This window comes from Actinoplanes sp. NPDC020271 (genome assembly GCF_044388125.1).
Classification (GTDB): Bacteria; Actinomycetota; Actinomycetes; order Mycobacteriales; family Micromonosporaceae; genus Actinoplanes.
In genome coordinates, this window is sequence record NZ_JBIRWQ010000007.1 from 217,031 (window position 1) to 239,989 (window position 22,959).

Below are 22,959 nucleotides of genomic sequence, written 5' to 3' on the forward strand. Positions count from 1 at the left end.
CCGCCCAGCGGAAAGCAACGCCGCGCCTGGCCGCACTCGCGGTGTCCGGCGCCGCCGCCCAGCGGAAAGCAACGCCGCGCCTGGCCGCACTCGCGGTGTCCGGCGCCGCCCAGCGGAAAGGCAGCGCCGCGCCTGGCCGCACTCGCGGTGTCCGGCGCCGCTGCCCAGCGGAAAGCAGCGCCGTGCCTGGCCGCCACTCGCGCTGTCCGGCGCCGCTGCCCGGTGCGACCGCCGCGCTTGGTTTTTCTGTCCACCGATTGCAGCGGCCGGTGGAAGAGATCGGCTAGGGGGTGGTGTTGAGAAGTGCGTGGATAGAGTCGGAAGCATGCGTAGCGCTCGGCAGATCCTGGCGGAAGCAAACGTGATCGCGGTGGTCGGCGCCTCCCGGGACCCGTCCAAGGCGGCGCACACCGTGCCCTTGCAGATCCTTCGGCACGGGTGGCGGATCATCCCGGTGAACCCGTTCGTCGACGAGGTGTTCGGGGTGAAGACCGTGCCCACGCTGGCCGACCTGCCGGAGCCCGTCGACCTGGTGAACATCTTCCGCCCGGCCCGGGACGCCGCCGACGTGGTCCGCCAAGCCGTGGCAATCGGTGCACCGGCCGTCTGGCTGCAGAGCGGGATCGTCTCGGCCGAGGCGCGGCAGATCGCTGTGGAGGCCGGCATCGACTACGTCGAGGATCGCTGCCTCGCCGTCGAACGAGCCGTCAACAGCCTGACCAAACGCGCCTGACAATCATCGCCCCGGCGTGGTGACAGTCCCGGCCGCCAACTGGTGGCGGTCAGCCGCACTGAGGGCTGGAATCAGCAGGCCGGAGCAGCTCTGACTGCCGGCCGCCGGCGGTCAGCCGGCACTGAGCGCTGGAATCAGCAGGCCGGAGCCACGCCGGGGTGCCGGCCGGCCGCCACCGGCTGGCAGTCAGAGCTGAGAACGGCGAGCCGAAACAGCACTGAGCGCCAGCCGGCCACGCGACATGGCTTGACGAGGGGCCGGCTCACCGACAACCGGGCTGATGCGGGGCCGGGACGGGCGGGGTCGAAGGGTCAGCGGAACTGGGCCTCTCGGACGCTGTTGCCGCCGTCGACGACCAGCATCTGGCCGGTGATGTACGACGCGGCCGGCGAACACAGGAACGCCACCGCCGCCGCCACCTCGTCGGGTGTGCCGGGGCGCCCTATCGGCGTACCCAAGCCTTGTTTGATCTCTGTGACCGTGGACGCCGCGGTGTAGATCGTGCCCGGGGCGACACAGTTCACGTTCACCCCGTCGGCGACCAGCTCCATGGCGAGCGCCCTGGTCAGCCCCACGACACCGGCCTTGGCCGCGGCGTAGGCGGCTTCCGTCGGCAACGCGTTGACCGGCCCGGCGGTGGCGGCGAGGTTGACGATCCGGCCCCAGCCGCGTTCGGACATGCCGCCGACGAACGCCCGGCTGCACAGGAACGCGGTGCTCAGGTTCCGGTCGATTTCCGCTTTCCACTCGTCGAGGGTGAGCTGGGCGACCGGGCGGAGCACCTCGGGGCTGGCCCGGCTGGCCAGGCCGGCGTTGTTGACCAGGACCTCGACGTCGCCGAGCTGGTCGGTGATGGCGTCGGCGAGCGCGCCCACCTCGGACTCGTCGGTCAGGTCGGCCACGAACCCGGTGATGCCGAGCTCGGACGCCCGTTCGTGGATGCGCCGGGTGGTGGAGACGATCGCCACCCGCGCGCCGAGGTCACGCAGCCGGCGGGCGGTCGCGTACCCGATCCCGTCGGGGCTGCCCGCGCCGGTGACCAGCGCGACCTTTCCGTCCAGACGCAGTGTCACCGCGGCCTCCGCACTCGCTTCCTCGAATTCCGCCTCGACCACCTCGGGTGTGATCTCGACCGGGCGGTCGGGTTCACTGCCGGGCACACCGGACCGGGGTGGCCGGCCGTCGGCCGGACGGGTGGCGTCACGCCGCGAAGGGCTGCCGCCGGTGGAGCGGGCGTCGAAGACCATGCGGCGATCCTGCCTGCTCCCGTCAACCGGGGCAAACATCCGCGTCACCGTGGCGCACCCGGCGCCCCGGTCGCGCGGAAGGCCCGACCTGCACCCTGAGTATCCCGGACAGGTTTTTCCGACACGCCGGAAATTCAGTCGTCGTGTTCGGGCATTACCACCCAGGCGTCGGTGAGCGGCGTGGCCGGGCCCTGCTCGACGAAGATCAGTGGCGCGTCACCGCCGTAGTGGGCCGGCATCTCCGCGCGGGCTTTCGCCAGGTCGCGGGTGCCGATCTCCAGGCCGGCGCCGTCGTGGCGGCTGCCGACCGTGACGATGCGCACACCTCGGACCGTCCAGAAGGCGAGATCGGCGACGACCCGGTCGTGCCAGTCGCCGAGTTCCGCGACGGCGTGCGCGGCGTCGCGCACGACGACACAGTTGCTCTCGGCGGTCTCGCGGATGAAGTCGTCGAACTCGGTGGAGGCCGTCGGCACGCGGTACACGATCGCCCGTACGCGCTGCTGGTCCACCTCGATCCCGGCGAAACTGTCCGGAAAACGCAGGCGGCCGCCCTGTTCGATCCGTTCCATCGCGGCGGCCAGCGACGCCGGCGTGACCGGCATCCGGAAGCCGCCGCGCTCGACGAACTCCGCCGCGCGGCTGAACTGGCATCCGGCCGTCCGCCAGCCGCCCGCCGCGCCGGGTGGGTCCGGCTGGTCAGCGCTTTCGAACTCGCCACAGCCACTGATCATGAGCACTCCGGCGAGGAGCAGCCGGCCGAGCCGTACCCGATGCATCGCATCCCTCCTCCTTACCGCGCCCGTCGCGGCCCCGCCACCCCGCCGACGTACAGGCCGGCCGAAGGTGCAACGACCGGGTCGGGTCTACCGGTCACGGCCGAAACCTCGCCGAAAGCCGCAAAACAGACGGCAAGGATGACGCTCCCGGTCCGCGGGCCCGCCCGGGCCGATTCGGCCGATCAAAACCCTTCGGGGGTACGGCACGAGCCCCGCTCAGTCGGCGAGCGAGGGCGCGACCGCACGCCGGTTCGCCCGGGCGGCACCGAGCACGACGACGGCCACACCGGCCATGAGCAGGGCGAGCCCGGGCAACGCGCCGGGTCGTGGGGACTGGCCCAGCCACAGCCGGGCCAGCAGCGCCGCACCCGGGACCTCGAGCAGGATCAGGACGCTGACCGTGGTCGCCGTGGTGTGCTGCAGCGCGTAGTTGAACATCGAATGCCCCAGCAGCTGCGCACCCGCGACCAGCGCCAGGATTGCTGCCCAGGTTCTGCCGTCGTACCCACTCAATCGAATGCCACCCACGAGACAGACGATCACCAGGAGCACCGCACAAACCCCATAACAGATCCAGGTGTACGTCGTCGTGCTCAGCGCCGAGCGCGCCTGCTCGCCCAGCGCCGTGTAGACCGCGGCGAAGATCGCGCCGAGCACCGCCAGCACGTCGGCGAGGACGGCCTGCCCGGAGACGCCGACATCAGCCCCGGTCGCCCAGGCGGCACCGGCGACCGCGAGCACGATGCCGGCCCACCCCGTCGCCGACGGCCGTCGCCCCTGCCAGGCCGCGATCAGCCCCTGCCACACCGGCTGCGTCGCGACCAGCGCGGTCGAGGTGGCGACCGTGCCCAGCTGGACGCTCGGCATCCACGTGGCGAAGTGCGCGGCCAGCGCCAGCCCGGCCAGCAGGCAGAACACCCCGGCCCGGCGCTTGGAGCCGCGGATCGCGTCGCGCACCTCGGCGCGGCGCGGGCCGAGCGCGACCGGTGTCAGCGCCACCGACGCGAGCCCGTTGCGCCAGAACGCGACCGCCAGCGCCGGAGCTGACGCGAACGCGATCAGCGGCCCCGACGAGGAGACCGCGAGCACCGCCACCACCAGCGCCAACACCGTCAGCGGGGCGATCGGTTGCCCTGATGAGCGCATATTCATCACCGGCCGTCATTTCTTGCACGTTCGCGCAGGGAGGTTTGCCACTGTCGGTTGGCGGACAGTGACGGAGTCGCTACAGTCACCGACGGCTCTACGCCGATTTCTACCCCTCGATGCCTTGGAGGCCGATTTCCATGCCCGCATACCGTGCGGTGGTGTTCGACTTCTTCGGCACTCTCACCCGCTCGGTTCAGCGTGGTCCACAGCACGCCGACATCGCCCGCTCGCTCGGCGCCGACCCGGAAGCGGTGCGGGGCGTGCTGGACCGGACGTTCCGGGCCCGGGCCTGCGGACGTTACGGCTCCGCCGAGGCGACCCTGCGCTGGGTGATCGAACAGGCCGGTGGCCGCCCGCGACCGGGCGCCATCCGCGCCGCGACACCGGCCCGGGTCGACGCGCTGCGCGCCGACACCCAGCTGCGGCCGGACGCGGTCGACGCGCTCCGAGCGATCCGCCGCCGCGGCCTGCGCACGGCGCTGATCAGCGACTGCACCCACGAGCTTCCCGCCTTCCTGCCCGGGCTCCCGGTGGCGCCGTTGCTGGACGCCCAGATCTTCTCGGTCGAGCTCGGCGTCTGCAAGCCGGACCCGAAGATCTACCTGGCCGCCTGCGACGCGCTGGACGTCGCCCCGCAGGACTGCCTCTACGTCGGCGACGGAGGCAGCCACGAGCTGACCGGCGCCGCCGCGGTCGGCATGACCCCGGTCCGGCTCGCCGCCCGCGACCTCGCGAACCATCTGGTCTTCGACGCCGACACGAACTTCGCCGGGCGTACGGTGCGGTCGCTCACCGAAGTGCTCGCACTCCTGGACCACACTCCGGTCCTGGTCTGACTAGCATCACTTCCGTGACCGGTGTGCTGGACGAGGCGATCAAGAAAGCGGCCGTCGCCTGGATCTCGGTGGGCGACGGGCCGGCGTACGCGCTGTGGTGCATGCCGGTCGACACCTCGCTGGCCGTCATCACCGGGCCCGGCGAGCAGTTCGCGCCCGGCCTGGCCGAGGCCCGGGAGGCCACCGTCCGGCTGCGCGGCGACCACGGCGGCCTGATCGTGACGACCGGGGCCGTCGTCACCCGCCTCGACCCGAACAGCGAGGAATGGGCCGAACTCGCCCCGCAACTCGCCGGGAAACGGCTGAACGCGCCGGGCAGCGCGGACGAACTGGTGGCCCGCTGGGTGGCCGCGGACTGCGCGCTGCTGCGGATCACACCGAGCGAGGAGACGCTGGTCTCCGGGGCGGCCCTGGGTGATGAGGCGGGATCGGCGACGCCGCGGGAGACGCCGGCCCGGGTCGAGACGCGCAAGCCATTCCGGTTGCATCGGGTCGCTCGGCGCTGATCCACGGCCGTGAGCCGCTCCGCTGACCGGCGGCGGCCGCTCCGCCTGCGCCACGCCCGCTGAACGACAGCGCCGCCCGCCCCGATCAGCGGCAGTCGGCGAACCGCTCCGTCCGCTTACCCGCGGCCCGTCCAGCACCTAGTCGGGCCGCTCGGCGCTGACCAGCGGAAAGGCGGCTGGGAGCTATCCACAGTTCCGGGTTGTCCACAGGGCTTCAGCGCGACCCGGGCGCGCCGCGCGACAATGGCACTGGGCACGCCCCCCGGTGGTGGGTGGGGAGTATTCAGCCGATGAACGGGGGGACGGCGATCTTGCCGGTCGCCACCGGGTAGACGTGGCCGGTCACCGTGGCCGACGTGGCGGCTCCTGCCTCGGCGGTGACCGTGCAGTCCAGCACCGACGGCCGTTTCATCTCGGCGCCCTGGTGGACGCGGAACGACGACGTGCCGTCGCCGGGCAGCCAGCCGGCGCCGACCAGCCACACGCCGAGGCCGAGCGCGGCCGAGCCGGTTGCCGGGTCCTCCCACACCGCGTCGCCGGGCACGAAGACGCGGGCGTGCGCGACCCCGTGGTCCCAGGAGAAGATGCTGAGGCCGGTCACTCCGTGCCGCGCGGCGGCCTGATGGTCGAGCTGGACGGCGGCGAGGGCGGAACGACGTACCGGGAAGAAGTCCCAATCGAGACCACAGCCGGCCGTGCGGGGCGCAGCACGGTCTCCACCAGCGGCGGCGCCGGCCGTCAGGCCGGTGATCTCCAACAGTGCGTCCAGCCGGACCGGGTCGCCGAGCCGCGGCGTGGCTCCGGTGAGCGTCGCCGAGCCCGCGGCGGTCACGTCGAGTGGCAGCAGCCCCGCGCCGCACTCCTGCACCACGCGTCCCGGTCCGAAAAGGCCCTGCCGCATCAGAGTCACGGCGGTGCCGACGCTGGGGTGACCGGCGAACGGCAGTTCCGTGGAGGCGGTGAAGATCCTTATCCGGTACGTCGCGGCGGGATCCGTCGCCGGCAGCACGAACGTGGTCTCGGCCAGGTTGAACTCGCGGGCCAGCGTCTGCATCTGTGCGGTGTCGAGATGCTCGGCGCCGAGGACCACGGCGAGTGGATTGCCGGCGAAGGGCCGATCCGTGAACACGTCGACGATCTCGTAGGCCACGGTGGACATGCCCGGACCCTAACCTAATGTTGGGCTGTGACCATGGGGACGAGGGTTTATCTGGCCCGCCTGGCCGGTCTGCCGGTGTTCGACCCCAACGGCGACCGGGTCGGGCGGGTGCGGGACGCGGTCGTCCGGCTGCGCACCACGAACCGGCCGCCGCAGGTCGTCGGCCTGGTGGCGGAGATGGCGCTGCGCCGCCGGATCTTCCTGCCGATCGGCCGGATCACCGGGATGGACGCGGAGTCGGTGGTGCTCGGCACCGGGTCGTTGAATCTGCGCCGGTTCGAAAAGCGGCCGAACGAGTTGCTCGTCCTGGAGGATCTGCTGGATCGCCGGGTCGTCGTCGAGCCGGAGCAGCCCGGCGGCCAGGAGCATCACGGCATCGTCCTGGACATCGGCATGGAGTTGAACCGGAACACCGAGTGGGCGGTCACCCGGGTCGCGGTCCGCGAGCACACCGGGCGGCTGACCCGTCGCGGTCACGTCTACCAGGTGGAGTTCGACCGGGTGCGCAGCCTGATCGGCCCGACTGACACGCAGGGCACGTCGAACCTGATCGCCCTGCTGGAGCAGATGCGCCCGGCCGACATGGCGAACGCGTTGCAGGATCTGCCGGACGCGCGGCGCAACGAGGTGGCCGTCGCGCTCGACGACCGCCGGCTCGCCGACGTGCTGGAGGAGCTGCCCGAGCACGACCAGGTGGAGATCCTGGTCCGGCTGGACCGGGAACGCGCCGCCGACGTGCTGGAGCGGATGGACCCGGACGACGCCGCCGACCTGCTCGCCGAGCTGCCGAAGACCGAGCAGGCGGTGCTGCTGGACCTGATGGAGCCGGAGGAGGCCGCACCGGTCCGGCAGCTGATGAGCTACCGGCCGGGCACCGCGGGCAGCGTGATGACCTCGGAGCCGGTGATCCTCACGCCGGACGCGACGGTCGCCGAGGCCCTGGCCCGGATCCGCGAGCCGGAACTGTCGCCGGTGGTGGCCGCGCAGGTCTTCGTCGCCCGCGCCCCGAGCGCCACCCCCACCGGGAAGTATCTGGGGATGGTCCACTTCCAGCGCCTGCTGCGGGAGCCACCGTCCTCGATCGTCGGCGGGCTGGTCGACAGCGGGATCGAGCCGCTGCGACCGGACATCGGGCTTCCCGAGATCACCCGGCGGATGGCGACGTACGACCTGGTCGCCATGCCGGTGGTCGACAGCACGCACCGGCTGCTGGGCGCGGTCACCGTCGACGACGTGCTGGACCACTCGCTGCCGCGGGACTGGCGTGACCGGGACGCCCACGACGACGAGGAGACCCCGTGAGCGAGCCACGCCGGGATCGGCTGGACCAGCCTCGCGAGTCGGGGCGGATGCAGCTGCCCAAGTTCGATCCGGAGGCGTTCGGCCGCTGGTCGGAAAGCATCGCGCGGTACATGGGGACGGCGAAGTTCATCGTCTACATGACGATCGTCATCGGCGCCTGGTTCGCGTGGAACACGCTCGCACCGGACCGGTTGCGGTTCGACCCGTACACGTTCACGTTCCTCACGTTGATCCTGTCGCTGCAGGCGTCGTATGCCGCGCCGCTGATCCTGCTGGCGCAGAACCGGCAGACCGACCGGGACCGGCTGGCCATGGACGAGGATCGACGCCGGGCGGCCCTGCAGAAGGCCGACACCGAATACCTCACCCGGGAGATCGCCTCGTTGCGCATCGCTCTGGGCGAGGTCGCCACCAGGGATTTCATACGTTCTGAGCTGGCTCGCCTGGCTGACGAACTCGACGAGGCCGCGCACCGCCGCGAGAAGCGGGCCCGTATGGAGTGGGACGAGGACCACTCCTGACCCCGACGTAGCATGGGCAGCATGTCCGCACCCGCTTCCACCCTCGAGGACGCCATCCAGGCTGCTCTGGCGACCGTCGACGACCCCGAGATCCGCCGCCCGATCACCGACCTCGGCATGGTCTCGGGCTTCACCGTGCAGGACGGCCTGGTCAAGGTCGACCTGCTGCTCACCGTCGCCGGCTGCCCCCTGCGGGACAAGCTGAACTCCGACATCACCGCCGCGGTCACGAAGATCCCCGGGATCACCGGCGTCGAGATCAACTTCGGGGTGATGAACGAGGAGCAGCGCAAGACGCTGCAGACCACGCTGCGTGGCGGGGGTGCGGCCGAGCCGGTCATCCCGTTCGCCCAGCCCGGCTCCCGCACCCGGGTGTACGCGGTGGCCAGCGGCAAGGGCGGCGTCGGCAAGTCCAGCGTGACGGTGAACCTGGCCGCCGCCCTGGCCAAGCGCGGCCTGTCGGTCGGCGTGGTCGACGCGGACATCTACGGCCACTCGGTGCCCCGGATGCTCGGGGTGGACGGCAAGCCCACCCGCGTCGAGGACATGATCATGCCGCCGCAGTCGCACGGCGTGAAAGTGATCTCGATCGGCATGTTCACGGCCGGCAACGCCGCGGTCGTCTGGCGCGGGCCGATGCTGCACCGCGCGCTGCAGCAGTTCCTCGCCGACGTCTACTGGGGCGACCTGGACGTGCTGCTGCTCGACCTGCCCCCGGGCACCGGCGACGTGGCGATCTCCCTCGCCCAGCTCCTGCCGAACGCGGAGATCCTGGTCGTCACCACCCCGCAGATGGCGGCCGCCGAGGTGGCCGAGCGGGCCGGCGCGATCGCCCTGCAGACCCATCAGCGCCTGGTCGGCGTCGTGGAGAACATGTCCTGGCTGGAGTTGCCGGACGGGTCCCGCATGGAGGTCTTCGGCGCCGGCGGTGGCCAGACCGTGGCCGAGTCGCTGACCCAGACCGTCGGGGCGCGGGTGCCGCTGCTCGGGCAGATCCCGCTGGACACGCGGGTGCGTGAGGCCGGCGACGCCGGGACCCCGATCGTGCTGGCCGACCCGGAGGCGCCGGCCGCGAAGGCGCTGGACGGGGTGGCCGACAAGCTGGCTGTCCGCCGCGAGTCCCTGGTCGGCAAGCCGCTCGGCCTGATGGTGAACGCCAAGCGAGGCTGATCGCGTAAGCAGGAAGGCGCGCCGCTTCTCGCGAAGCGGCGCGCCTTTTCAGTTCGGGCTGGTTCTCAGCGGCGTCTCGACGGGTGCGAGGCACCCCTGAGAGCCAGCCAAGGCCGCGACGTATGCGGCGAGCGCTCAGCGCCGGCCGCGACGTATGCGGCGAGTGCTGAGCGCCGGCCGCGGCCTTGTCAGGTGGCGTCGAGATCGAAGCGCTGGGCCGGGTGGATCGCCGGCGGGGCCGCGGCCGGCTCGACCGGCGCCGCCGCCGATGACCGGCTGGTCGCGCTCTTCAGGTCGGCCGCTGTCTCGTTCAGGTGTGACTTGACGCCGTCGAGGTCGCCCTTCACCCCGTTCAGATCCTGCTTCACGTCGTCGAAGAGGCTCTGCAGCGGCTTGCGCAGCGCATGCTCCTCGTCCTCGCTGAGGATGTGCTTGCGGATGAACGCCTTCGGATGCAGATCCTCGAGCTGGATGTCGGTGCCCAGCTCACGGCTCAGGTCAGAGGTCGCGTTCTGTGCCATGGCGCGCAGGCCGCGCACCATCTTCAGACCGTCGCCGATGACTTTCGGCAGACGTTCCCCGAAGATCAGCAGCGCCAGCAGCAGCAGCGCGCCGATCTCCCACCAGTTCAGATTCTCGAACACTGACGGCCTCCCAAGCGTCCGGGAGCAAGCGTACGCACGCGCCCTGCCGACCAACACCCCACAGAGCTGTTAGTTGGTGTCTGCGGCGAGTGTCACGGAGGCGGAGGCGGTCTTGGTGCCGCGCTTGTACTCCACCGCGACGGTCGCGCCGGGCGCATACTTCCGGACGAGGGCGATCAGGTCGGTGCCGTCCTGCAGCGGATGCCCGTTGATCTTGGTGAGCACGTCACCGCCTTTCAGCCCGGCGGCCGCGGCCGGACCGGCCGGCTCGACCGAGCGCAGCCGAGCGCCGGAAGCGCTGCTGCCGCCGGTGGTCACCTCGGCGCCGATCACCGTGCGCCGGGCCTTGCCGGTGTCGATGATGTCCTGCGCGATGCGTTTGGCCTGGTTGATCGGGATGGCGAAGGCGAGACCGATGTTGCCGGCCTCGGTGTCGGCCCCGCCGACCGACCGGATCACCGAGTTCACCCCGATGACCTGGCCGGCCGCGTTCACCAGCGGGCCGCCGGAGTTGCCCTGGTTGACCGCGGCGTCGGTCTGGATGGCCGCGTAGTACCGCGTGGTGCCGCCGGACTCGCCGGCCTCGATCGTGCGGTCCAGCGCGCTGACGATGCCGGCGGTCACAGTGTTCTCCAGCGCGAGCGGGGAACCGAACGCGAGCACCGGGTCACCGACAGCAATCGCGTCGGAATCGCCGAACTCGATTGCGGGCAGGTTGGATTTTGCGACTTTGATCACCGCGATGTCCGACTCCTGGGCCCGGCCGACGAGCTTGGCCGGGGCGGTCGAACCGTCGCTGAACGAGACGCTCATGGTGTCGCCGGCGCCGTCCACCACGTGGTCGTTGGTGATCACGTAACCGTCCGCGGAGACCACGAAACCGGACCCGATCGCGCCGGTCACGTGGACGGTGACGACGCTGGGCTGCACCTTTTTCGTCACCCCGGCGAACGACTCGGGATCGCGGTCGACGGCGGCCGGCGCCTGCTGCCCGGAGGCGCCGAGCTGGGTGCCGGAGCCCCCGACATAGCCCCCGCGGACCGCGAAGACGAAGCCCAGTGTCCCGCCGATGCCACCGGCCAACAGGGCAGTGAGCAGGCAGATCAAAAGAATTGGGGTGTACGACCGACGCGGCGCGTCCGGATCCGGAACGGGATCGAGAGCGGGACCCCCGGTCGGCACCGGCGGTGGCAGCACCACCGCGGACGGGGCCTGCGGGTCGCGCCACGGATCGTTGAGCGCGTCGGTCCACCAGGGTGACCCGGGCGACTGCTGATGCCCGCCGGGCACAGACGGCGCCGTGGGTGGCCGGCGCCAGTTCCCGCCGTCGGTCACGTCAGGGCCTCCAGTCGTCGTTCGCCCGCTCGCCGCATCCAGGATGACACGGATTCGGAGTGCCGCGCCGTCCAGCCGAAGCCCCGGCGCGACGAGTGGCCGGTTTATCCATCGACAGCACCGTGCATCACGGGTGACCGTCGCTCTACTCTCTTATCCGATGTGCCCGGCACATCCCCCTCGCGCAGCACGGAGGTTCGTCATCATCGGTCCCGCCGCCCGCTCCTTCGGCCAGCAACCGGGCCACTCCATGCCGTTCGCCGAGACGTACGCGGCCGAGGACCCGATCCTGCAGACCGCCCGCTCCCTGGCGCACGAGCTCGGCCTGCCGTGCGTCTCCCCCGGCGCCGGTTCGGTCCTGCGCCTGCTCGCCGCGGCCGGCAACGCCAAAGCCGTCGTCGAGATCGGCACCGGCACCGGCGTGAGCGGCGTCTGGCTGCTCCGCGGCATGCGCGCGGACGGGGTGCTGACCACCATCGACGTCGAGCACGAGCACCAGCGGATCGCCCGACGGGTGTTCGCCGAGGCCGGCTTCGCGCCGTCGCGCACCCGGATCATCAGCGGCCGGTCGCTGGACGTGCTGCCCCGGCTCGCCGACGGGGCCTACGACCTGATCTTCGTGGACGCCGACACCACCGAGTTCGCCGCGTGCACCGAGGCGGCGCTGCGGCTGCTGCGGCCCGGCGGCGTGCTGATCGTGAACGGGGTGCACGCCGGCGGCCGGATCAACGACCCGGCCGCCCGTGACGTGGACACGCTGACCGTGCGGGAGACGGTGAAGGCGATCCGCGAGTCCGAGGAGTGGATCCCCGCGGTCATCTCCTCCGGCGCCGGCCTGCTGACTGCCGTGAAGCGGAGCTGACGCTGTGTTTGATGGCCTCGCTTCGCTCGGCGGGCGCTGCGCCCCTTGAAGTCGTTGTCGAGGGCTCCGACAACGACTACGGCTTCGCCTTGCCGTTGTCGGAGCCCTCGACAACGACGGGCGCAGCGCGCAACGCACGTGACTCCGTGTCCCCGGAAACGTGGACGGGCTTCCGGCCCCGGTGCTACGACTGGCCCGGAAGCGTCGACAGGTAGCGGATCAGGGTGCGGGCGCCCCAGCCGGTGGCGCCCTTGGTGAGTTCGGCGTCGGGGGCCTCGGCCCAGGACGGCGCTGACATGTCCAGGTGGGCCCAGGTGGCGTCGCCGAAGAAGTCGCGCAGGAACAGCGCCGCCATCACCGAACCGGGGCCCTGCGGGGCGCTGACCCGGTCGGCGATGTCGCTGCGCAGGTACTCCACGTAGTCGCCGGGCAGCGGAAGCCGCCACATCTTCTCGCCGGCCGCGTCACCGGCCGCGGCGAGCGCCGCGGCGAGTTCGTCGTCCGGGCTGTAGAGGGCGGCGGTGCGTTTGCCCAGCGCGACCGCGTTCGCCCCGGTCAGCGTGGCCAGGTTGAGCACCAGGTCGGGCTGGAGGCGATCGGCCGCGTAGGCGAGCGCGTCGGCCAGCACGATCCGGCCCTCGGCGTCGGAGTTGGTGTTTTCGCTGGTCGACCCGTCGTAGTGGGTGATCACGTCACCGGGACGGAACGCCGACCCGCCGATCGCGTTCTCGGCGAGCGGGGCCAGCGCGGTGACCCGTACCGGCAATTGAAGATCGGCTGCGGCGAGGGTGGCGGCGATGACGGCGGCCGCCCCGCCCATGTCCTTCTTCATCAGCTTCATGCCGTCGCGCGGCTTGATCGAGATGCCGCCGGTGTCGAACGTGATGCCCTTGCCGACCAGGACCACGTGCCGCGGCGAGGTCACCCCGGACGGCGTCCAGGACAGCTCGACGAAGCGCGGCGGCGAGACCGAGCCGGCCCCGACCGCCCGCAGGCCGCCGAACCGTTCCAGCTGGTCGCCGGCGAGCACGGTCACGGTCATGCCAGGGCGGGTCGCGGCCTCGGCGACGACCTGGTCCGCGAACCACGCCGGGTTCTTGACCGACGACGGAGTGTTGGTGAGGTCGCGCGCCAGCCAGGTGGCGGTCGCGGTCGCGTGCGCCTGGGCGAGGGCCCGGGCGTACGCCGGATGATCGGCTCCGACCAGATCGATCCGCCCGGACCGGGGCGGCTCGGGCGCGTCCCGATAGCGGTAGCCGGCCAGCCACAGGCCCTCGGCGAGGCCGCGCACGGCGTCCTCGGAGGTGCCGTCCGGGATGGCGATCCGGGCGTGCTCGTCGTCGTCGAGCGCGCGCACGATCGCCGCTCCGGCGACACGCCAGGCGGCCTCATCACCGTCACCGGTCCCGGCCACGATCACCCGGGACGGGCGGCGCAGCGGGCGCGGCAGAACGGTGATCTCGCCGGGTTTGTCCGGTGCGGACAGCGCCGTGATCTCGGCGCCGATGTCGCCCGGCAGGACCGCTCCGGCCGGGACGATCCAGGTGCGCTGCTCGTCGAGCGCTTCAGTCAACCCGATTGGGAACACGGGAGGATGACCTTTCCGTAAGACGTGGAAAGCCCGCCGGTACGGGCGGTACCGTACCGGCGGGCTCGCGTGAAACGTCAGCCGGCGATCGACTTCAACGCGTCACCCAGCGCGCTGGCCTCGTCCGGGGTCATCTCCACGACGAGACGGCCACCACCTTCCAGCGGGACGCGCATGACGATGCCACGCCCCTCCTTGGTGACCTCCAGCGGACCATCGCCCGTCCGCGGCTTCATCGCCGCCATTTTGTCTCCCCTCAGACCTACGTCAGGGTCGGTGGGTTGCCCCACAGCCACTTGCTCCTGGAATGCCAGCAGCCACGTCACGTGCTCAGCCCCACATGACGCGGTGCTCGTTTCCGACCGGCGGCCGTACAGGCCGTTTCACGCTTCCACGCGTTGCGGCCCACCGTGCCGATCAAACATTTTCCCTGATGAACACCGGCGAACCCAAACCCAGCCCGGGCGGATGTGACAGCATCTAGCATATCGTCTTTTGGGCTGTCACAATGTGCGGTCATGCAGGCGCGGTCCGCACTCTTCGACCTGTACGGCGACTACCTGCGCACCCGGGGCTCCCGAGCACCGGTCGCCGCCCTCGTACGACTGCTCGCTCCGCTGGACATCGCCGCTCCGGCAGTCCGTACAGCGGTGTCGCGAATGGTGCGACAAGGCTGGCTGCATCCGCTGCGCCTGGCCTCCGGACCGGGCTATCTGCTCACTCCCCGGGCGGCGCGCCGGCTGGACGAGGCCGCCGCGCGGGTGTACCGAACCGGTCGCGGCGGCTGGGACGGCCGCTTCGACCTGATCACGTTGCACCAGCCGCCGCTGGCCCGGCGGGAGGCGGAACGGCTGGCGTTTCTCGGGTACGGGCCACTCAGCGACCAGGTGTGGGTCGCCCCGCGCGCGTCGGACGAGCTGGAGGCGGTGCTCGAGGAGGCCGGTGCCAAGTACGACCGGTTCAGCGCCGCGCACACGGCCGGCTCGGCGGGAGCGAGCGGGATCGTCGGACGGGCCTGGGACCTCGACCGGATCGGGCGTTCCTACCAGGAGTTCGAGGACTCGCTGCGGCCCGTGGTCAAGGCGGTCACCGCGCGCAGCTCGGACGAGGAGGCGTACGCGGCAAGGTTCCGCCTGGTGCACGCGTGGCGCTCGTTCCTCTTCCAGGACCCGCAGCTGCCCGCGGCCCTGTTGCCGCCCGGCTGGCCGGGGCTGCGCGCGGCCGCCTTCTTCGACAAGCACGCCGCCCGGTTGCGCCCGGCGTCCGATCGCTACGTCGAACGGTGCCTGCACGACAAAGGTAGATTCGGCCAATGACCGCCATCCGACCACCCCACCCGTCACCCGAAAGCGGGCTGAAGACCGACTGTCTGCTCGTCGACCGCACTGACGCGGTCGTCACACTGACCCTGAACCGCCCCGACGCGATGAACTCCTTCACCGTGGACCTGAAGGAGGCCCTCCGGGACACCCTGGCCCAGCTGGAGACCGACCGGTCCTGCCGGGCGATCGTCCTGGCCGGCGCCGGGAACGCGTTCTGCGGCGGGCAGGACCTGCGCGAGCATGCGACCCTGCTGGAGACGAGCACCGACCTGGACACCGTCCGGGTGCACTACAACCCGATCGCCCAGCGGCTGGCCAGCATGCCGAAACCGGTGGTCGCCGCGGTGCGCGGGATGGCGGCCGGCGCGGGCGCGTCCCTGGCGCTGCTCGCCGACTTCCGGATCGGTGGCCCGGCCACCAAGTTCCTGATGGCGTTCGCGAACGTCGGCCTGGCCGGGGACAGCGGCATCTCCTGGTCGCTGCCGCGGATCGTCGGGCACGCCCGGGCGGTCGAACTGCTGCTGCTGGCCGAGCCGGTGAAGGCGCAGAGGGCGTACGAGATCGGCATGCTCTCCCGCCTTCTCGAGGACGACGAGCAGGTGCTGCCGGCCGCGCAGGAGCTGGCCGCGCGGCTCGCGGCGGGGCCGACCGTGGCTTACGGCGCGATCAAGCGGGAGCTGTCGATCGGGGACGCCGGGACGCTCTCCGACGCGCTGGCCGCCGAGGCGCAGGCACAGTCGATCTGCGGCGCCACGGCCGACCACCGCAACGCCGTGACCGCGTTCGTGAACAAGCAGAAGCCGGTTTACGAGGGCCGCTAGTCCTCGTCCTCCTCCTCGGGGTCCTGGTTCGCCTCGACCCCGAGGACGAAGGCCTGCATCGCCAGCTCGTCGCCGGACGGCCAGACGTAGGTCGGGAGTTCGCGCGGGCCGAGCTCGTTCACGTGCGACCAGAACTGCCGGACAGCTTCGGCCGGGGTCGGCGCCTCGATCGGCATCGCCACGCTGACCAGCCAGTTCCGCTTCGCGGGGGCCTGACCGAGCCGCTCGGCGACACGCCGGAAGTCGGCCTCGGCGACCGGGCCGCCGGTCAGCTCCGCGGCGGGAACCGGCTCGTCGAAGGCCCGCCGCAGATATGCCAGAGCCGCGTACTCCCCGGCCTTCTCGACCCGGGCCAGCGCCACCACGTGCTCGTCGGCGACCAGCAGCACCTCATCGCCCGGGGCAAGGCCGGCCGGGCCGCCCCGCACCACCACGACGTCCTGCTGGAACAAACGTTCCGTCGCCCACTGCTCCGTTGGGATGACCACCGACCATTGCGCCATGGCTCCTATCCCATCACGGGGACCCAGCAGCCGATCAGGTGGTCGTCAACCATGCCGGTGGCCTGCATCAACGCGTACGCCGTGGTGGGTCCGACGAACTTGAAACCGCGCTTCTTCAACGCCTTGGCCATCGCCGTGGACTCCGGGGTGACGGCCGGGACGTCCTTCATCTCCGCGGGTCGAGGCCGTTTCGCCGGGGCGAACGACCAGAGCAGCTCGGTCAGCTCACCGGGCGCGAGATCGGCGGCCACGCGCGCGTTGTGCATCGCCGCGTCGACCTTCATCCGGTTCCGCACGATGCCGGCGTCGGCCATCAGCCGGGTCGCGTCGCTCTCGTCGTAGGCGGCGACCTTGGCGATCGAGAAGTCGTCGAACGCCGCCCGGAAAGCGGGACGCTTGCGCAGGATCGTGATCCAGGACAGGCCGGACTGGAACGCCTCCAGGGTGAGCCGCTCGAAGAGCGCGTCGTCACCGCGGATCGGCTTGCCCCACTCGGTGTCGTGGTAGTTCGCATAATCCGGGGAGCTGCCGCCCCAGGAGCAACGGGCCTTGCCGTCGTCGCCGAGCACCAGATCCCCGGTCACGGCAGCCGGCCCTGCTCGATCAGACGGCCGAACTTCTTCAGGGCGCCGGTGAAGCCGAGCTTCGAACCGGGCCACACCACCGGCCAGGCGATCTTGCCGACCGGGCCGGGCGGCAGGTGGAACCATTCGTGCAGGACGACCTGGGTGCGGTCGCCGGACATCGCGGTGCAGCGCATGGCGCCCGGGCCGCGGAGCACCTTGCCGCAGTGCACGACGCGGACCTCGTACGGCGCGTTGACCTTGACCACCCGGATCTCGTCGCGCAGCACCGCCGGGCCGATCGTGGTGACCGCCTCGACCAGGCTGCCCTCACCGCCGTCGCCCTCGGCCACCCGGACGCGGGTGAACGGGATCCAGTCGGACTGGCGCTCCCAGTCCATGAACGCGGCGAACACCTTCGCGGCCGGGGCGTTCACGATGACCGTGGCGGTGAACTCCCCGGAGCCAGGACGGGCGGCGTCATCGGCGCCCGGGGCTGGACTCATCGCGCCGCCTCCGCTGCGCCGCGGCGGCACGACGAGTTGACGACCGAGCCTACGGATTCGCTCGCAAGCTCGCTCATCGGCTCTCCGCCGGCTCCTCGTCGGCGGCCGGCGGGACCTCGGCCACCTCGGCGACCGGGCCGTCCGGCTCGTCGTCCTTCGCCTTGTCCTGCTCCTTCTCGGCCGGCGTGGCCTGCGTCGGTGCGATCGCGGCCTCCCGCGCGGCGCGCAGTGTGTCGGCGTCCTCGGTCCGGCCCTCGCGCAACGCCGTCACCTCCGCCTCCAGCACCCCGATCAGCTCGCCCTTGTAGCCGATGTCGTACGCCGCGCGCTGCAGCGCCTGATCGACCTGAGCCATCCGGTACCCCCGCCAGGCGGTGTCGAACCTGGTCCGGGCGATGTCGTCCTCGCCCAGGGGGCGGTCGCCCGGCAGTGGCACCGACTGGCCGTCGGGCTCGACCGGGGTCAGCCCGGAGTCGCCCCCGCTCAGGAGAACGGTCACGCCGAAGACGATCGTCCCGACGACCAGAGCTACGACAATGAAGAGCAGAAGCTGACTCATGCGCACGATGTTGACATGTCGGCTTTCCCTAGGCGAGTCCGCCACCCATCTGTCATGTCCAGGTCAGGATCTTCTTACGCCACGCATAGAGGATGCCCAGCGCGAGCACGGCCACGAAGACGCCCATCTCGGCGATCGCGGCGCCACCGAAGCCCGGAAGATCGAAGATCACCGCCCATGGGAAGAGGAAAACGGCCTCTACCGCGAAAAGCACATAAAGGTACGCATACACGTAGTACCTGATCTGGGCCTGCGCCCAGTCCCCACCGACCGGGTCGATGCCGCTCTCGTACGGGATCCGCTTGCCGGCCGGCTCGGCGGGACGCGCCGGGCGCAGCAGCCGGTTCGCCCCGAACGCGGCCACGAACAGCAGAACCCCGGCGGCCAGGACGAGGCCGAGGGTGGCGTACGAGCCGAGATATCCCTCCACGAACGGGCAGCCTACCCAAGACCACTAGCTCCTGGGAGCGCCGCATGGCTACTGTGGGCAACGGCTCGCGGCCGCCTCCGTAAGGAGCGGCGACGTAGTGTGGAAGTGACGATGCGCGGGCCTGCTTCATCGACGCGTTTAAAAGGCCCGCGCTCTTTGGAGGTTGAACGTGGCCGCTCCCGCGAAGCGAGTCGAGCAGCTGGACCGGGTGGTGATCCGATTCGCCGGGGACTCCGGAGACGGTATGCAGCTCACCGGAGACCGGTTCACCTCGGAGACCGCGCAACTGGGCAACGACATCTCGACCCTGCCCAACTTTCCCGCCGAGATCCGAGCACCGGCAGGAACTCTGCCGGGCGTCTCGAGCTTTCAGGTCCATTTCGCCGACTACGACATCCTGACCCCGGGTGACTCGCCGAATGTGCTGGTCGCGATGAACCCGGCGGCGCTGAAGGCCAACCTGTCGGAGTTGCCGGCCGGCGCCGATCTGATCGTCAACACCGACGAGTTCACCAAGCGCAACCTGGCCAAGGTCGGTTATGCCGCCAGTCCCCTGGAGGACGGTTCCCTCGCTGAGTTCTCGGTGCATCCGGTCGCGCTGACCTCGATGACCGTCGGGGCGCTGGCCGACCTGGGCATCTCGAAGAAGGACGCCGAGCGCGCGAAGAACATGTTCGCGCTCGGCCTGCTCAGTTGGATGTACTCGCGGCCGTTCGAGTCCACCCTGCGGTTCCTGGAACGTAAGTTCGCCAAGCGACCGGAGCTGGTCGAGGCGAACAAGACCGCGTTCCGGGCCGGGTGGAACTACGGCGAGACGACCGAGGCCTTCTCGGTGCGTTACGAGGTCAAGCCGGCCCGGATGCAGCCGGGGACCTACCGCAACATCACCGGCAACCAGGCGCTCGCGCTCGGGCTGGTCGCCGCCGCGGTGCGCTCCAAGCTGCCGCTGTTCCTGGGCGCCTATCCGATCACGCCGGCCTCCGACATCCTGCACGAGCTCTCCAAGCACAAGCGGTTCGGCATCACCACGATGCAGGCCGAGGACGAGATCGCGGCGGTCGGGGCGGCGCTGGGCGCGGCGTACGGGGGCGCCTTGGGGGTCACCACGACCTCCGGGCCGGGCGTGGCGCTCAAGGGGGAGACGATCTCCCTGGCCATCGCACTGGAGCTGCCGCTGGTGATCGTCGACGTGCAGCGGGCCGGGCCGTCGACCGGGATGCCGACCAAGACCGAGCAGGCCGATCTGAACATGGCGCTCTACGGCCGGCACGGCGAGGCGCCGCTGGCCGTGATCGCGCCGAAGTCCCCGTCGGATTGTTTCCACGCCGCGTTGGAGGCGGCGCGGATCGCTCTGACCTACCGGACACCGGTCATCCTGCTCTCCGACAACTACGTGGCCAACGGTTCCGAGCCGTGGTTGCTGCCGTCGGTCGACGAGCTGCCGGACATCTCGGTCGAGTTCGCGACCGCGCCCAACGCCGAGGACGGGAAGTTCCTGCCCTACCTGCGGGACCCGGCGACGATGGCGCGCCCGTGGGCGGTTCCCGGCACGCCGGGGCTGGAGCATCGGATCGGCGGTCTGGAGAAGGCCGACAAGACGGGCGACATCTCCTACGACCCCGCCAATCACGAGTTCATGGTCCGGACCCGGGCCGCGCGGATCGAGGCGATCGGAGTCCCGGACCTGGACGTGGAGGACCCGTCGGAGGCCGCGCGGGTGCTGGTGCTGGGCTGGGGGTCGACCTATGGGCCGATCGGGGCGGCGTGCCGGGCCCTGCGACAGCGGGGCCTGACCATCGCGCAGGCGCATCTGCGCCACATGTCACCTCTGCCCGGCAACCTCGGTGAAGTGCTGAAATCCTACGAGAAGGTAGTCGTTCCCGAGATGAATCTCGGACAGCTGGCCCACGTGATCCGGGCCCGCTACCTCGTCGACGCGGTTCCGTTCAACCAGGTCAGCGGCCTGCCGTTCACCGCGGCGACGCTGGAGAGCATGCTCGAGGACGTGGTCAAAAATGGTTAGTGAGGCCATCCCGCTGAAGCTCACCATGAAGGACTTCAAGTCCGATCAGGAGGTGCGCTGGTGCCCCGGCTGCGGGGACTACGCGATCCTGGCCGCCGTCCAGAGCTTCATGCCCGAGCTGGGCATCCCGCGGGAGAACATCGTGTTCGTCTCCGGGATCGGGTGCTCGTCGCGTTTTCCGTACTACATGAACACGTACGGGATGCACTCGATCCACGGCCGCGCGCCGGCGATCGCCACCGGGCTGTCCGCGTCACGCCCCGACCTGAGCGTCTGGGTCGTCACCGGGGACGGCGACGCGCTCTCGATCGGCGGCAACCACCTGATCCACGCTCTGCGGCGCAACGTCAACCTGAAGATCCTGCTGTTCAACAACCGGATCTACGGCCTGACGAAGGGGCAGTACTCTCCGACCTCCGAGCTCGGCAAGATCACCAAGTCGACGCCGGCCGGGTCGGCGGACTCGCCGTTCAACCCGCTCTCGCTGGCGCTGGGTGCCGAGGCGACGTTCGTGGCCCGCACGATCGACTCCGACCGCAAGCACCTGCAGTCGGTGCTGCGGGCCGCCGCCGAGCACGAGGGCTCCGCGTTCGTCGAGATCTACCAGAACTGCAACATCTTCAACGACGGCGCATTCGACCTGATCAAGGACGCCGAGTCCCGCGACGAGCACCTGATCCGCCTGGAACAGGGGCAGCCGATCACCTTCGGCCGCGACAACCAGTGGTCCGTCGTGCACCCGGAGGGCAGCTTCGGCCTTCGGGTGCAGCCGGGCGGGACGCCGCTGGTCCACGACGCGACGGTGGAGGACCCGGCGTATGCGTTCGCGCTGTCCCGGCTCTCCGGCTCTGATCTGAACACGACACCGATCGGGGTGTTCCGCAATGTGCAGCGGCCGTCCTACGACGAGATCGTGCGCAAGCAGCTCGTCGACGCGCGCTCGCAGGCGACCGGGACGCCGGAGGAGATGCTCAACGAACTGCTCAACTCCGGCGACACCTGGACCATCCTCTAGGTCGGCTGTCCGGCCCGGCGCCGCTCGGTGCCGGGCCGTCTCGATCTCCCGGTACGTCGTGAGCCCGCGTCTGTGGCATCCGGTCCGCGAGGTGCGTCCCGGGCCGCGGCGCGGACGAACCTGCTGCTCCGGCGCGTCGGATCGACGGGACGGCTCGTCACGACGGGGTTGCGCTCTGAGCGCGACCACCCACGGACGTCGCCCTTGCGGGCCTCGCGTTCAGGGCCGGCCACGGCCCTGCGAGGCCCGGAAGGGTCCCCGCGGGAGCGACGATCGGCGACCACAGCGGACGTGGGACAAGAGGCTCTTGAAGTTGATCGTGAAGGTGGCCGGTCAGAAGGCGACGCCGGTCGAGGCGGCTTCGTCGGCGCGGATGTAGACGAGCAGGTCGCCGGTCTCGATGTTGACGACCTGCTCGCCGCCGAGCGGAAGGACCTTGCCGCGACGGATCAGGGCGACGACCAGCGTCGGCAGCTCCCGCGGGTTGCGGCCGACCTCGGCGCGCTCGGCTGAACGCATCGCCAGTGCCATGCCCTGGCCGGGGGTGAGCAGGTCCTCGACGACGTCGATCAGCGGCGGCGCGGTGGTGGTGAGGCCGAGCAGGCGGCCCGCGGTCGACGAGGAGACGATCACGTGGTGCGCGCCGGACTGCTTGAGCAGTGCGGCGTTCTCCTGCTCGCGGACGGCGGCGATGATCCGGACCTGACCGGCGGTCAGCTGGCGCACGGTCAGCGTGATCAGCACCGACGCCTCGTCCTGATCGGTCGCGATGATCACCGACTTGGCGTTCTTGACGTCCGCCTCGAGCAGCACCGACGAGCGGGTGGCGCTGCCCTCGATCACGACGAAGCCGTTGGCGGTCGCCTGCCGGACGGCGGCCTCACGGTTCTCCACGATCACGATGCGGGACTTGTCGTAACCGGTCTCCAGCAGCGCGGCAACCGCGGCCCGGCCCTTCGTGCCGTAACCGCAGATGATCACGTGGTCCTTCAACTTCCGCCTCCACCGGCTGATCCGCAGGCCCCTGCGGTACTGGTCGGTCAGCACTTCCAGGGTGGTGCCGACCAGGATGATCAGGAAAAGCACGCGGGCCGGCGTGATGAACAGGACGTTGACCAGCCGGGCGCCCTGAGTCGCCGGGGTGATGTCGCCGTATCCGGTGGTGGAGAGCGAGACGACCGCATAGTAGAAGCAGTCGAGCAGGCTCAGCCCGTCCCCGTTCACGTCGCGGTAGCCGTCCCGGTCCGCGTAGACGACCGCGACGGCGCTCAGCACGAGAAGCACTGCCATCACCAGCCGGACGGTCAGAGCTCGGAGCGGTCCCTGTCGGACCAGCGGTAGATGAATCATGGCAGCGCCTGTACGGACACGCCCTAATCAGATCAG

26 protein-coding genes are annotated in these 22,959 nt (G+C 70.7%); 12 read left to right on the forward strand and 14 right to left on the reverse strand.

Annotation, left to right across the window (positions count from 1 at the left end; genetic code table 11):
* Together ACH442_RS18345 and ACH442_RS18350 are read left to right on the forward strand one after the other, a co-directional pair.
* A partial coding sequence (locus ACH442_RS18345) for a hypothetical protein (RefSeq protein ID WP_396339208.1) occupies window positions 1-287 on the forward strand: 287 nt, incomplete at its 5' end.
* Between the two features lie 38 nt (window positions 288-325).
* A complete protein-coding gene (locus ACH442_RS18350) occupies window positions 326-733 on the forward strand; it encodes a CoA-binding protein (RefSeq protein ID WP_396339209.1) in 408 nt (135 codons plus the stop codon).
* Between the two features lie 311 nt (window positions 734-1,044).
* On the opposite strand, the gene ACH442_RS18355 is transcribed toward ACH442_RS18350, so the two are convergent.
* The 3 genes from ACH442_RS18355 to ACH442_RS18365 all read right to left on the reverse strand — a co-directional run bounded on the left by ACH442_RS18355 (window position 1,045) and on the right by ACH442_RS18365 (window position 3,911).
* Window positions 1,045-1,980, reverse strand: a complete 936-nt coding sequence (locus ACH442_RS18355) for an SDR family NAD(P)-dependent oxidoreductase (RefSeq protein WP_396339210.1) — start codon at window positions 1,978-1,980, stop codon at window positions 1,045-1,047.
* A 134-nt stretch (window positions 1,981-2,114) separates the two neighbouring features.
* The gene (locus ACH442_RS18360; protein WP_396339211.1) at window positions 2,115-2,759 is read right to left on the reverse strand and encodes a hypothetical protein; all 645 of its coding nucleotides are present in this window, start codon (window positions 2,757-2,759) and stop codon (window positions 2,115-2,117) included.
* A 216-nt stretch (window positions 2,760-2,975) separates the two neighbouring features.
* Window positions 2,976-3,911, reverse strand: coding sequence for a DMT family transporter (locus ACH442_RS18365; RefSeq protein ID WP_396339212.1), 936 nt, complete (start codon window positions 3,909-3,911; stop codon window positions 2,976-2,978).
* 134 nt (window positions 3,912-4,045) lie between these two features.
* On the opposite strand from ACH442_RS18365, the gene ACH442_RS18370 reads away from it, so the two are divergent.
* Both ACH442_RS18370 and ACH442_RS18375 read left to right on the forward strand, forming a co-directional pair.
* Window positions 4,046-4,744: an HAD family hydrolase gene (locus ACH442_RS18370; RefSeq protein ID WP_396339213.1), complete on the forward strand. Its 699-nt coding sequence runs from the start codon at window positions 4,046-4,048 to the stop codon at window positions 4,742-4,744.
* 5 nt (window positions 4,745-4,749) lie between these two features.
* Window positions 4,750-5,250 (forward strand): hypothetical protein, encoded by a 501-nt coding sequence (locus tag ACH442_RS18375; RefSeq protein WP_396339374.1) that lies wholly within the window; start codon window positions 4,750-4,752, stop codon window positions 5,248-5,250.
* Between the two features lie 283 nt (window positions 5,251-5,533).
* Here the strand turns inward: ACH442_RS18375 and ACH442_RS18380 are convergent, their stop codons facing one another.
* Window positions 5,534-6,409 carry a PhzF family phenazine biosynthesis protein gene (locus tag ACH442_RS18380; protein WP_396339214.1) on the reverse strand — a complete coding sequence of 292 codons (876 nt, stop codon included), beginning with the start codon at window positions 6,407-6,409 and terminating at the stop codon, window positions 5,534-5,536.
* A 27-nt stretch (window positions 6,410-6,436) separates the two neighbouring features.
* Between ACH442_RS18380 and ACH442_RS18385 the strand changes: the two genes are divergently transcribed.
* Genes ACH442_RS18385 through ACH442_RS18395 form a run of 3 tightly spaced genes read left to right on the forward strand, consistent with a single transcriptional unit; the run spans window position 6,437 to window position 9,402 of the window.
* On the forward strand, window positions 6,437-7,711 hold the full coding sequence (locus ACH442_RS18385) for a magnesium transporter MgtE N-terminal domain-containing protein (RefSeq protein WP_396339215.1): 1,275 nt from the start codon (window positions 6,437-6,439) through the stop codon (window positions 7,709-7,711).
* A 47-nt stretch (window positions 7,712-7,758) separates the two neighbouring features.
* Window positions 7,759-8,232, forward strand: a complete 474-nt coding sequence (locus ACH442_RS18390) for a DUF1003 domain-containing protein (protein WP_396339375.1) — start codon at window positions 7,759-7,761, stop codon at window positions 8,230-8,232.
* 21 nt (window positions 8,233-8,253) lie between these two features.
* On the forward strand, window positions 8,254-9,402 hold the full coding sequence (locus ACH442_RS18395; RefSeq protein ID WP_396339216.1) for an Mrp/NBP35 family ATP-binding protein: 1,149 nt from the start codon (window positions 8,254-8,256) through the stop codon (window positions 9,400-9,402).
* 188 nt (window positions 9,403-9,590) lie between these two features.
* Here ACH442_RS18395 and ACH442_RS18400 read toward each other — a convergent pair whose 3' ends face one another.
* Window positions 9,591-10,046 carry a preprotein translocase subunit TatB gene (locus tag ACH442_RS18400; RefSeq protein ID WP_396339217.1) on the reverse strand — a complete coding sequence of 152 codons (456 nt, stop codon included), beginning with the start codon at window positions 10,044-10,046 and terminating at the stop codon, window positions 9,591-9,593.
* 69 nt (window positions 10,047-10,115) lie between these two features.
* Window positions 10,116-11,381 (reverse strand): S1C family serine protease, encoded by a 1,266-nt coding sequence (locus ACH442_RS18405; RefSeq protein ID WP_396339218.1) that lies wholly within the window; start codon window positions 11,379-11,381, stop codon window positions 10,116-10,118.
* A 250-nt stretch (window positions 11,382-11,631) separates the two neighbouring features.
* On the opposite strand from ACH442_RS18405, the gene ACH442_RS18410 reads away from it, so the two are divergent.
* Window positions 11,632-12,243, forward strand: a complete 612-nt coding sequence (locus ACH442_RS18410; protein ID WP_396339219.1) for an O-methyltransferase — start codon at window positions 11,632-11,634, stop codon at window positions 12,241-12,243.
* 184 nt (window positions 12,244-12,427) lie between these two features.
* Here ACH442_RS18410 and ACH442_RS18415 read toward each other — a convergent pair whose 3' ends face one another.
* Both ACH442_RS18415 and ACH442_RS18420 read right to left on the reverse strand, forming a co-directional pair.
* Window positions 12,428-13,831, reverse strand: coding sequence for a leucyl aminopeptidase family protein (locus ACH442_RS18415; protein WP_396339220.1), 1,404 nt, complete (start codon window positions 13,829-13,831; stop codon window positions 12,428-12,430).
* 77 nt (window positions 13,832-13,908) lie between these two features.
* Window positions 13,909-14,076: a DUF3117 domain-containing protein gene (locus tag ACH442_RS18420; protein WP_014694782.1), complete on the reverse strand. Its 168-nt coding sequence runs from the start codon at window positions 14,074-14,076 to the stop codon at window positions 13,909-13,911.
* Window positions 14,077-14,349: 273 nt separating this feature from the next.
* On the opposite strand from ACH442_RS18420, the gene ACH442_RS18425 reads away from it, so the two are divergent.
* The gene (locus ACH442_RS18425; protein WP_396339221.1) at window positions 14,350-15,147 is read left to right on the forward strand and encodes a PaaX family transcriptional regulator C-terminal domain-containing protein; all 798 of its coding nucleotides are present in this window, start codon (window positions 14,350-14,352) and stop codon (window positions 15,145-15,147) included.
* Window positions 15,144-15,974 (forward strand): enoyl-CoA hydratase-related protein, encoded by an 831-nt coding sequence (locus tag ACH442_RS18430; RefSeq protein ID WP_396339222.1) that lies wholly within the window; start codon window positions 15,144-15,146, stop codon window positions 15,972-15,974. Before ACH442_RS18425 ends, ACH442_RS18430 begins: the two co-directional genes overlap by 4 nt.
* Here the strand turns inward: ACH442_RS18430 and ACH442_RS18435 are convergent.
* The 5 genes from ACH442_RS18435 to ndhC form a co-directional block, all read right to left on the reverse strand.
* Window positions 15,971-16,477, reverse strand: a complete 507-nt coding sequence (locus ACH442_RS18435) for a hypothetical protein (protein ID WP_396339223.1) — start codon at window positions 16,475-16,477, stop codon at window positions 15,971-15,973. The genes ACH442_RS18430 and ACH442_RS18435 overlap by 4 nt on opposite strands.
* A 5-nt stretch (window positions 16,478-16,482) precedes the next feature.
* Window positions 16,483-17,061, reverse strand: a complete 579-nt coding sequence (locus ACH442_RS18440; protein ID WP_396339224.1) for a DNA-3-methyladenine glycosylase I — start codon at window positions 17,059-17,061, stop codon at window positions 16,483-16,485.
* Window positions 17,058-17,546, reverse strand: a complete 489-nt coding sequence (locus ACH442_RS18445) for an SRPBCC family protein (protein ID WP_396339225.1) — start codon at window positions 17,544-17,546, stop codon at window positions 17,058-17,060. The genes ACH442_RS18440 and ACH442_RS18445 overlap by 4 nt, the downstream gene beginning before the upstream one ends.
* Before the next feature lie 73 nt (window positions 17,547-17,619).
* Window positions 17,620-18,105 carry a DivIVA domain-containing protein gene (locus ACH442_RS18450; RefSeq protein ID WP_396339226.1) on the reverse strand — a complete coding sequence of 162 codons (486 nt, stop codon included), beginning with the start codon at window positions 18,103-18,105 and terminating at the stop codon, window positions 17,620-17,622.
* 52 nt (window positions 18,106-18,157) lie between these two features.
* Window positions 18,158-18,535, reverse strand: coding sequence for an NADH-quinone oxidoreductase subunit A (ndhC, locus tag ACH442_RS18455; RefSeq protein ID WP_203743216.1), 378 nt, complete (start codon window positions 18,533-18,535; stop codon window positions 18,158-18,160).
* Between the two features lie 169 nt (window positions 18,536-18,704).
* On the opposite strand from ndhC, the gene ACH442_RS18460 reads away from it, so the two are divergent.
* Both ACH442_RS18460 and ACH442_RS18465 read left to right on the forward strand, forming a co-directional pair.
* On the forward strand, window positions 18,705-20,558 hold the full coding sequence (locus ACH442_RS18460; protein ID WP_396339227.1) for a 2-oxoacid:acceptor oxidoreductase subunit alpha: 1,854 nt from the start codon (window positions 18,705-18,707) through the stop codon (window positions 20,556-20,558).
* On the forward strand, window positions 20,551-21,573 hold the full coding sequence (locus tag ACH442_RS18465; RefSeq protein WP_396339228.1) for a 2-oxoacid:ferredoxin oxidoreductase subunit beta: 1,023 nt from the start codon (window positions 20,551-20,553) through the stop codon (window positions 21,571-21,573). Before ACH442_RS18460 ends, ACH442_RS18465 begins: the two co-directional genes overlap by 8 nt.
* A gap of 333 nt (window positions 21,574-21,906) precedes the next feature.
* On the opposite strand, the gene ACH442_RS18470 is transcribed toward ACH442_RS18465, so the two are convergent.
* Window positions 21,907-22,923: a potassium channel family protein gene (locus ACH442_RS18470; protein ID WP_396339229.1), complete on the reverse strand. Its 1,017-nt coding sequence runs from the start codon at window positions 22,921-22,923 to the stop codon at window positions 21,907-21,909.
* Window positions 22,924-22,959 lie beyond the last annotated feature (36 nt).